General features: G+C 72.5%; 8 protein-coding genes. 4 read left to right on the top strand and 4 right to left on the bottom strand.

What is annotated here, in order from left to right:
- Positions 1 to 1,156 precede the first annotated feature (1,156 nt).
- A complete protein-coding gene (locus ACIQU4_RS38255; protein WP_403741183.1) occupies positions 1,157 to 1,630 on the top strand; it encodes a carboxymuconolactone decarboxylase family protein in 474 nt (157 codons plus the stop codon).
- Between the two features lie 22 nt (positions 1,631 to 1,652).
- Here the strand turns inward: ACIQU4_RS38255 and ACIQU4_RS38250 are convergent, their stop codons facing one another.
- Together ACIQU4_RS38250 and ACIQU4_RS38245 are read right to left on the bottom strand one after the other, a co-directional pair.
- A complete protein-coding gene (locus ACIQU4_RS38250) occupies positions 1,653 to 2,348 on the bottom strand; it encodes an alpha/beta fold hydrolase (RefSeq protein WP_403741180.1) in 696 nt (231 codons plus the stop codon).
- Positions 2,349 to 2,413: 65 nt separating this feature from the next.
- Positions 2,414 to 4,165: an AMP-dependent synthetase/ligase gene (locus ACIQU4_RS38245; RefSeq protein WP_403741177.1), complete on the bottom strand. Its 1,752-nt coding sequence runs from the start codon at positions 4,163 to 4,165 to the stop codon at positions 2,414 to 2,416.
- Between the two features lie 129 nt (positions 4,166 to 4,294).
- On the opposite strand from ACIQU4_RS38245, the gene ACIQU4_RS38240 reads away from it, so the two are divergent.
- Entirely contained in the window at positions 4,295 to 5,305 is a 1,011-nt protein-coding gene (locus ACIQU4_RS38240; protein ID WP_403741174.1) for an AraC family transcriptional regulator, read from the top strand.
- Positions 5,306 to 5,475: 170 nt separating this feature from the next.
- Positions 5,476 to 6,645 carry a lipase family protein gene (locus tag ACIQU4_RS38235; protein ID WP_403741172.1) on the top strand — a complete coding sequence of 390 codons (1,170 nt, stop codon included), beginning with the start codon at positions 5,476 to 5,478 and terminating at the stop codon, positions 6,643 to 6,645.
- 14 nt (positions 6,646 to 6,659) lie between these two features.
- Here the strand turns inward: ACIQU4_RS38235 and ACIQU4_RS38230 are convergent, their stop codons facing one another.
- Complete coding sequence (locus tag ACIQU4_RS38230; protein ID WP_403741169.1) at positions 6,660 to 7,085, bottom strand: MarR family winged helix-turn-helix transcriptional regulator; 426 nt, start codon at positions 7,083 to 7,085, stop codon at positions 6,660 to 6,662.
- Between the two features lie 134 nt (positions 7,086 to 7,219).
- On the opposite strand from ACIQU4_RS38230, the gene ACIQU4_RS38225 reads away from it, so the two are divergent.
- Positions 7,220 to 7,645: a heme-binding protein gene (locus ACIQU4_RS38225; protein WP_403741166.1), complete on the top strand. Its 426-nt coding sequence runs from the start codon at positions 7,220 to 7,222 to the stop codon at positions 7,643 to 7,645.
- Between the two features lie 231 nt (positions 7,646 to 7,876).
- On the opposite strand, the gene ACIQU4_RS38220 is transcribed toward ACIQU4_RS38225, so the two are convergent.
- A complete protein-coding gene (locus ACIQU4_RS38220; RefSeq protein ID WP_403741195.1) occupies positions 7,877 to 9,733 on the bottom strand; it encodes an AMP-dependent synthetase/ligase in 1,857 nt (618 codons plus the stop codon).
- Positions 9,734 to 9,750: the final 17 nt, after the last annotated feature.

Raw genomic sequence — 9,750 nt, 5'->3', positions numbered from 1 at the left:
AGGGGGACAGCCAAGCCCATGACCACATCAGGGATGCTGACCCAGCCTCCCGGCTCAGCCAACTCCCCGAAGGACACCGGCCCCCTTTTTCCGCACCCCGGCAGGCCACCCCACACCAGGCAGCGAACAGACGCCCATCCCGCACCCCCGGACCCAAAGACGCGTCAGATCGCTACGCGCTCCTCTTGGCATAGCGTCCGGCGACCGTCTGGGGCTGGACATAGGCCGCCCACGACCGGGCACGGCAGGCCCTTGGCCTGCGACAGCAGGTGGTTTGTCCCTTTTGGCGGCCGATTGGGACCCACAAGCGGCCTTGCCGGAGTGGAAGGTTGAGAAATCCGGCATCAGACTCCCCCACACCCCCTTTTCGCCCCCTCTCGCCCTCTTTTCGGCCCAAAGAGCGTCCAGACAGCCCGCAGACACCCGAAAACCTCGCCACGGACGTCGTCTGGCGCCCCCAACGACGTGCAGACGCCGGAAAACCGCCCACCTGCGCCGCGTGGGCGGCCTATGTCCAGCCCCAGACGGTCGCCGGACGCTATACCGAGAGAAGCGCGTAGCGATCCGCCGCGAACTGGGGCCTACATCGTCATCTCATCGCTGTCTGGTGCAGGTTGGCCCTCCCCGGGCCCCCGTCACCGGCTGGGCTTGGTGGTCCTGGTGGGCTGGGTGCGGATGGACAGGGATGTCCTGGTCGGCATCTCCGACAGGGCCGCTCCTGGTCGGATAACCTCCCGGCCATTCCTTCGGGGGCTTCCCGGCAGTCTTATGGCATTCCGGGGCGGGGCGGTCAGTCAAGGGTGGCCGAAGGCCATCGCGAAGCGACGCGAACGAAGTGAGCGCCCTTGACGGACCGACCCGACACGGAAGGACAGTGGACTGACGGGACGCCCCCGGACCCTTCACCGACCCCGAACGACAGGGACCCGACCCCCGAAACCCCCGACCGCCCCTCCCGACCCCGAGTCGACCGGTCCCGACCCCGACACCCCGACCGTCTCTCCCGACCCCTCCCACGCACACCCGCCGCCGACCCCGCCGCCGACCGGGTGAGACGGGCGTGCCGTGCGGCCGTGTCGGCGAGCTGTCACATCTGCCCGGGCTGTTCCGTCAGAGCTGTGTAACGGTCCACACGCCCACACGGCAGGAGATCATCATGGACGCTCGACTCGACTTCTTCGGCAACGCCCTCGCCGCCAAGTTCTCGCGGTACATCAACTCGGCGGGCAAGGTCATCTCGGACTCGACCCTGCCGCACGCGACGCAGGAGCTGGTCAAGCTGCGGGCCAGCCAGATCAACGGCTGCGGCTTCTGCACCGACATGCACTACAAGGACGCCGTGCACGCCGGGGAGGACGGCCTACGGCTCAACCTGGTCGCGGCCTGGCGCGAGGCCACGGTGTTCACCGACGCCGAGCGGGCGGCCCTGGAGCTGACGGAGCAGGGCACGCGCATCGCCGACGCGGCCGGCGGTGTCACGGACGAAGCCTGGGCGGACGCCTCCAAGTACTACGACGAGGACCAGATGGCGGCCCTGGTCTCCCTCATCGCCCTGATCAACACCTACAACCGGATGAACGTCATCGTCCAGCAGCCGGCCGGTGGCTACCAGCCGGGCCAGTTCGGCTGACCCGGCCGCCGAAGGAGGTCCCCTACCCCGCCGCCCCCGCCAGGAGCTGCGCCAGTTCCGCCGGCTGCGAGAACATCGGCCAGTGGCCGGTGTTCATCCGGACCAGGGTCCAGCGCTCGCTCTTCAGGAGCGCGGACACCTCCGGGCCCGGTTCCTCGCCGTCCAGCAGGCACTTCACGTACAGCGCCGGGAGCTCGGAGAGCGGGGCCTTCAGCTCCGCCGGTTCCGTCAGGGTGGCGCCCGGGTGGGGGGTCGAGCCCGTGACGAAGCGGGTGATCTGTTCCTCGTCCATGCCCTGGCCCGCGTACTCGTCCGCCGCCGGCGGCGGCCAGAAGCCGCCACCGGCGGCGATCGCCGCCTCGACCATCGCCCGGCCGTCCGGCCAGGCCGAGACGAACGAGCCGCCGTCCACCGGGACGTTGGCGTCCACGAACACCACCCGCTTCAGCCGGTCTCCGATCCGCTCGGCCGCCTGGCCGACCGGGATGCCCGCATAGCTGTGGCCGACCAGGACCACGTCACGCAGGTCGAGGCGCTCGACCTCGGCCACGATGTCCCGGACGTGCGTCTGCTGGCCGGCCGGTACGCCCTGCCGTTCGGCCAGGCCGGACAGTGTCAGCGGGTGGACGTCGTGCCCCGCCGCGCGCAGCGGCGCGGCCACCTCCTCCCACGCCCACGAGCCGAGCCATGCGCCTGCCACCAGCACGAAGTTCGCCATGGCGGCACCGTAGCGGCCCCCACTGACAACGGACCCGGATCAGCCGGGCCCGCCGCCCCGTGCCCCTACCCGTAGAGCGCGTCGATCTGCGCCGCGTAGCGTTCCGCCACCGTCTTGCGGCGCAGTTTCAGGGTCGGGGTCAGGGTGCCGGCCTCGATGGTGAACTCCTCGGGGAGGATGTGGAAGGCGCGGATCCGGGCCGGGCGGGAGACCGTGGCGTTGGCCGCCGTGACCGCCTCCTCGACCAGGGCGCGGACCGCGGGGTGGGCGGCCGCGGCGGGCAGGTCGAGGCCCTGGTCCGGGGCGAGGGCGGCGAGGCCCTCCCGCCGCGCCCACGCCGCGAGCTCCTCCGCGTCCAGGGTGATCAGCGCGACCGGGTGGGGTCGGCGGTCGCCGATCAGGACCGCGCGCGATACGTACGGGGAGCGCTGTACGGCGAACTCGACCTCCGTCGGGGTGATGTTCTTGCCCGCCGAGGTGATGATCAGCTCCTTCTTGCGGCCCGTGATCGACAGGAACCCGTCGGCGTCCAATTCCCCCAGGTCCCCGGTGTGCAGCCAGTCCTGCGCGTCCAGCGCCTGCGCCGTCGCGGCCCGGTTCGCGTGGTAGCCCGGGAAGATCATCGGGCCCCGGGCCAGCACCTCGCCGTCCGCCGCGATGCGGACCTCGCAGCCCGCGATCGGCCGGCCCACCGTGCCGTGGCGCACGGCCTCGGGGTGGTTGAAGCTGATGAGCCCGGCGGACTCGGTCATTCCGTAGCCCTCGTACACCGGGATCCCGCAGGCCCGCAGGAAGTCCAAGGTCGCCGGGGCGATCGGCGCTCCCCCGGTCACCGCCCAGCCCAGCCGGCCCCCGAAGACGCCCCTGACCAGGGAGTACAGGTTCTTCTCCGCCTCCTCGTAGGCCGGCCGGTCGGCCTCGGGCAGGCGGCCCTCCGCCTCCAGCACCCCCAGGCGCACCGCCTCCCGGAAGCGCTCGGCGCCGCCCTCCTGCGCCTGCGCCAGGGACAGCACCACGGAATGCACCTTCTCGAACAGGCGCGGTACGGACGGGAGATGGGTGGGCCGCGCCTCGGCCAGTTCGGACAGCACGTCCTCGATCCGGCCGCCGAAGTAGCACAGCTCCCCGCCCGCCAGGAGGGTCGTGAACTGGATCAGCTGCGCCAGCAGGTGCGCGAGGGGGAGGTAGAGGTACGTGGAGTCGCCCGGTCCGCCCTGGATCAGCGGCTGCGTCGCGTCCTGGACGGCGCCCAGGTTGCCGTGCGTGAGGCGGCAGCCCTTCGGCAGGCCCGTCGTGCCGGAGGTGTAGACGATCGACGCGTCGTGGGACGGCGTCACCCGCCGGGCCCGTTCGAGGAGTTCGGCTTCCGGCGCCTGTTCCAGCTCCGCCAGCGCGTCCATCCGTACGACCGCGCGCAGCGCCGGCAGCTTCGCCCGCAGCGCCTCCACCCGGTCCGCCTGCGCCGCGTCGTCGCAGACGACGGCCACCGCCTCCGCGTCCGAGAGGACCCAGGCCAGCTCCTCCTCCCCCGCCGTCGGGTAGACCGGTACGAGGACGGCGCCCGCCGCCAGGACCCCGAAGTGGGTGTACGTCCACGCCGGCCGGGTCTCGGCCAGGACCGCCACCCGCTCGCCGGGCCCGACGCCCAGCGCGATCAGCGCCCGCCCGGTCCGCCGTACGCGGTCGCGCAGTTCGGCGTACGTGACGGTGGCCCACCCCCCGTCCGGGTTCCGGTGGCGCAGGGCGCTCTCGCCTCCGTACCGCTCCCCCGTCCACTCCGTGAACACCGCCAGCGTCTCCGGTCGCACAGCGTCCATCGCGTTCGCCTCCCTGGGGTACGTACGACGTACGTCGGACCGACGCTAGACAGCCAACCCCTGCGCGCGACATGACCGGAAGCGTCACGCCCCCTGACCGCAGCGCTCATCCGGGCTACCGTCGGACCCATGGGGAGGCGGACGATCACCGTGCACCATGTGCGTGCCGTGCTCGCGGGGGCGGCGCGCGGCGGCATCGACACCGTGCCGCTGCTCCAGGAGGCGCAGATCCCGCCGCTGCTGCTCGGCGACGACCGGGCTCGGATCACGCCGGCGCAGTTCGCCCGGCTGTTCCGGGCGCTGTACCGGACCACGCAGGACGAGTTCCTCGGCCTGTCGGCGGTGCCGAGCCGCCCGGGGACGTTCGCGATGATGTGTTGCGCCTCGCTGGGCTGCCGGGACCTCGGCGCGGCGGTGGAGCGTGCCGCGACCTTCTACGGCCTGTTCCCGGGCGGCCCGGAACTCGCGCTGGAAGTGACCGGCGCCGAGGCGCGCTTCACGGTGCGCAACGACTTCACCCGGGACGAGGAGCGGTTCCTGACCGAGTGCGTGCTCGCCATCTGGCACCGGCTGAGCAGTTGGCTGATCGGGCGGCGCATCCCGCTCGCGTACGCGGCGTTCGCGTATCCTCCGCCGCCGCACGAGGCGGAGTACGAGATCCTGTTCGACTGCCCGGTCCGCTTCGGGGCGGACCGTACGGGGGCCGCCTTCGACGCGCACTGGCTGGCCGCACCGCTCGTACGGGACGAGGCGGCGCTGGACGCGATGCTGCGGCGGGCCCCCTTCGACCTGCTGTCGCGGCCGGAGTACGGGACGACGGTCGCGGAGCAGGTCCGCCGGGCCCTGGCACGGCAGTTGCGTACCTCGCCGCGGCTGCCGGCGCTGGCGGAGGTGGCGGCGCGGCTGGCGGTGTCCCCGGCGACGCTGCGGCGGCGGCTGCAGCAGGAGGGCACGTCGTTCCAGCAGCTGAAGGACCACGTCCGGCGGGACGCGGCGATCGCGGGGCTGGCGGAGAGCGGCGAGCCGATAGCGGACCTGGCGGCCCGCCTCGGCTTCTCGCAGGACACGGCCTTCCACCGCGCCTTCCGCCGCTGGACGGGCACGACCCCGGGCGCGTACAGGATCGCTTCGGGCGGCTGAGGCGAGCCCGTGCGAGCCCGTCCCGCCTACGGGTGGCGGGTGACGGCGGGCGGGGGTGCGAGTCCGGGTCAGGAAAGGTGAGCTGCGCGGTCAGCGACGTTGCGAGCGGTCGGTCACTACGGTCTCCTCACCTACCCCCCGCACGAAACGTTCTGTTGGGAGAGCCGCCCATGCGTTTGCGAACCGTCGCCCTCGCCTTGGCCGCCTCGGCCGCCTTGGCCGTGTCCGTCGCGACCCCCGCCACCGCCACCGCCACCGCCACCGCAGCCGCGCCCGAAAGCGGCCGGGCCGGGGACATCGTCGATGTCTCGCCGTCCGCCTTCCACCCGCTGCCCGGGCAGCCGACCGGCACCAAGGCGTGGAAGATCCACTACCGGTCCACCACCGCCGCCGGTGTCCCGAACACCGTCTCCGGCACCGTGATCGTCCCGCAGGACGGCCGGACCGGCCCGCGGCCGCTCGTCACGTACGCCGTCGGCACCGTCGGCATGGGCGACTCCTGCGCGCCGAGCAACAACCTCCCGTACGGCACCGCCATGGAGGCCAACCTCATCCAGCAGCTCACCCTGCGCGGCTGGGCCGTGGTCGTCACCGACTACGAGGGGCTCGGCACGCCGGGGGTGCACACGTACACGGTGGGCCCGTCGGCCGGCCGCGCCATGCTCGATGCCGCCCGCGCGGCCACCCGGCTCCCCGAGGCGGGGCTGCCGGCGGACACCCCGGTCGGGATCATGGGCTACTCCCAGGGCGGCCAGGCCAGCGGCTGGGCCGCCGAGCTGCAGGGCTCGTACGCCCCCGAGCTGAAGGTGAAGGGCACGGCGACGGGCGGGGTTCCGGCGGACCTGATGAAGGTGGCCGACTTCAACAACGGCTCGTACGGCTCGGGGCTCATCTTCATGGCGGCGGCCGGTCAGGACGCGGCGTTCCCCGAGCTGCACCTCGACTCGTACCTCAACCCGGCGGGCAAGGCGCTGGTGGCGGGGATGAAGGACGGCTGTGTCGCCATCGACGCCATCGCGGGCTCCTTCAAGCGGATCTCCGACCTCACGACCCGCAATCCCCTCGAACAGCCGGACTGGCAGGCCCGGTTGGACCAGAGCCGGCTGGGGCGGACGGCTCCGGCGGCGCCGGTGTACCAGTACCACGCGCTCGGCGACGAGCTGATCCCGTACGCGGTCGGGCGGCAGCTGCGCTCGGAGTGGTGCGCGAAGGGCGCGGACGTGGAGTGGCAGACCATCTGGGTCGGTGAGCACGTCAGCGGCGTGATCACCCACTCCCTGGCGGCGGGGAACTGGCTCGCCGACCGCTTCGCGGGCCGCCCGACGCACGCCAACTGCTGAAGGCCTCCGGCCCCCTAGGGGGTGTCCGCGTTCCGGATGATCCGGGCGAGCAGTTCCCGTACGGCGGCCGTCTCGGACTCGGAGAGGCCCTCGGCCAGCCGGGCGTCGAGCTTCGCCACCAGCTCGTCGGCGGCGGCGAACACCTCCGCGCCGCGCTCGGTCATCCGGATCTCGATGAGCGTGCCGTGGATCGGGTGCGGGGTGCGCGCGATGAGACCGCGGGTCTCCAGCCGGCCGAGCAGGCTGTTCATCGTCTGCGGAGTCACCGAGAGCTTGCGCGCGAGCTCGGCGGCGTTGATCCCGGGGTTGTCGCTGAGCACGGCGAGCGCGCCCTGCTGAGCAGCGGTGATCCCGGCCTCGCGCACCGCGGCCTCCTTGGCGGCCTGCGTGATGCGTTCGGCCTGCTTGATGTGCATCAGCAGCCGCTCGGAGTAGTGCATGGGGCGAGTGTAAGAGCGGGTGCCGGTCGGGTGCCAGTAATCACCAAGCAGTCAGACAGCTTGCAGATAGCTATAAGCATGCTGTTAGCTACAAGCACACGAACTCCTGCACGTCTCATCAAGGGGATACCGCCATGACTGCTGTCCGCACCCGCCCGGCCCTCGGCAACGACCTCGCGCGCGCCATCGTCGACGCCGCCCTGGCTGCGGCCCGGGAGACCGACCTGTTCTTCGCCATCGCCGTCGTCGACGAGTCCGGCCACCTCAGCGCGTTCGCGCGGATGGACGGCTCGGGCCTGATGACCATCCAGATCGCCCAGGACAAGGCCTACACCTCGGCCGCCTTCGGCCTGAGCACCACCGACTGGCACGAGTTCATCGAGAACGACGCGCAGCTGGCCCCGGGCGCCCGGACCGGGATCGACCGCCTGGTCACGTTCGGCGGCGGCCTGCCGATCGTCGTGGACGGCCACCTCGTGGGCGGAATCGGCGTCTCGGGCGGCCACTGGTCGGACGACGTCAAGATCGCCGAGGCCGGCCTGGCCGCCGTCCCCGCCTAGCCGCGCAGGCGGGGGCCGCCCGTCCCGGGCCATCCCGGGCTCAACTCGTGATCAGGCGGCGCTGCCGGTCGTCGAGCGGTTCCTCCGGCACCCCCACCCCGAGGTGCGCAGGGAGGCGGCAGAGGCAGTGAACGAACTGCGCTGGACCGCGAGTCCGTCCGGGAAGACACGGCCCAGCTCCGGACCCAGGCTCCCGGACCCCGGCCCCCACCCCGCGATCACGGCCTGCGATCACGGCCTGCGGTACAGGTCGTCTATCTCGCGCTCGAAGTCGCGGGCGATCCTGGCGCGCTTCAGTTTCAGGGACGGGGTCAGGTGGCCGCCCGCCTCCGTGAACTCGCGCGGCAGCACCGCGAAGCGGCGTATCGACTCCGCCCGCGAGACCAGGCGGTTCGCCTCGTCCACCGCCCGCTGGAGTTCCGCCCGCAGTTCCTCGTCCCGCACCAGCTCCCGCATCGGCATCGCCGTCTTCTTCCGCATCTGCCGCCAGTGCGCCAGCCCCTCCGGCTCCAGCGTGATCAGCGCCGCCACGTACGGCCGGTTGTCGCCGATCACCATGCACTGGCCGACCAGCGGGTGGGCCCGCAGCCAGTCCTCCAGCGGGGCCGGGGCCACGTTCTTCCCGCCGGAGGTGATGATCAGGTCCTTCTTCCGGCCGGTGATGGTCAGGTAGCCCTCGCCGTCCAGCTCCCCTATGTCCCCCGTCGCGAACCAGCCTCCGACCCCCTCCCCCGAATTCCAGTACCCCGCGAACACGTGCCGCCCCCGCAGCAGCACCTCCCCGTCGTCCGCGATCCGTACGGCGGTGCCCGGCAGCGGCCACCCCACCGTCCCGAGCCTCGGCTTCAGCGGCGGGGTGACCGTCGTCGCCCCGGTCGTCTCCGTGAGCCCGTACCCCTCGAAGACGTCGATCCCGGCCCCGGTGTAGAACGCCGCGAGCCGGCGGCCCAGCGGGGAACCGCCGCTCAGGATGTACCGCACGCGCCCGCCCAGCGCCGCCCGGATCCGCCGGTACACGAGCGGGTCGTACAGCGCCCGCGCCGCCCGCAGGCTCACCCCCGGGGTCCGGCCCTCGACGATCTCCCCGTACCGCTGCGCGATGCGCGCCGCCCGGTCGAACGACGAGGCACGGCCCATCCGTTCGGCCGTCGCGCGCGCGGTGTTGTAGACCTTCTCCAGTACGTACGGGATGGCGAGCAGGAACGTCGGCCGGAACCCGGCGAGGTCGGCGAGCAGCTCCTCCGTCTGGATGCTCGGCGCGTGCCCGAGCCTGACCCGCGCCCGCATGCACCCCACGGCCACCATCCGCCCGAACACGTGGGAGAGCGGGAGGAAGAGCAGCGTCGAGGCGGCGTCCGTGGTCGCGGATCTGAAGACGGGATGCAGGAGCTCGACCGCGTTGTCGGCCTCGGCGAAGAAGTTGGCGTGCGTGATCACGCAGCCCTTGGGCTGTCCCGTCGTACCGGACGTGTAGATGAGGGTGGCCGCGGAGTCCGGCGTACGGACGGACCGGCGCGCGTGCACGACGGCGTCGGGCAGGTCCTCGCCGGCCTTGATCAGCCGCGCCACCGCGCCCGTGTCGAACTCCCACAGGTGCGTCAGCCAGGGCAGGTTGGCCCGCTCGGCGCTGATCATGCGGGCCTGCGCGGTGTCCTCGACGGCGCAGGCCACGGCCCCGGAGTCCTGGATGATCCAGCGGGCCTGGAGCGCGGACGACGTCGGGTAGATCGGTACGGTGACCAGCCCGGCGGCCCATCCCGCGAAGTCCAGCAGCGTCCACTCGTACGTGGTCCGGGCCATGATCGCGAGCCGGTCCCCCTCGCGCAGCCCCTCGGCGATCAGGCCCTTGGCGACGGCCGTCACCTCGGCCGCGAACTCGGCGGCGGTGACGTCGCGCCAGCTCCCGTCCCGCTCCTTGCGGGCGAGCACCACCTCGCCGGGCGCCTCCCGGGCGTTCTGGTACGGGATGTCCCCGAGCGACCCGCTCACCGGCACCCCGGCCAGCGCGGGCACCTCCGCCACCCGCACCACCCCGTCGACGACGGTCAACACGGGCGGTACCAGCTGGGGCGCGGCTTCCACGGCGATCTCCTCGACTCGGCTCG

The organism is Streptomyces sp. NPDC090741 (genome assembly GCF_044769045.1).
In the GTDB taxonomy this organism is placed as follows: domain Bacteria; phylum Actinomycetota; class Actinomycetes; order Streptomycetales; family Streptomycetaceae; genus Streptomyces.
The sequence above is the reverse complement of the archived record's forward strand: the minus strand, read 5'-3'. Positions and strand labels throughout refer to the sequence as shown.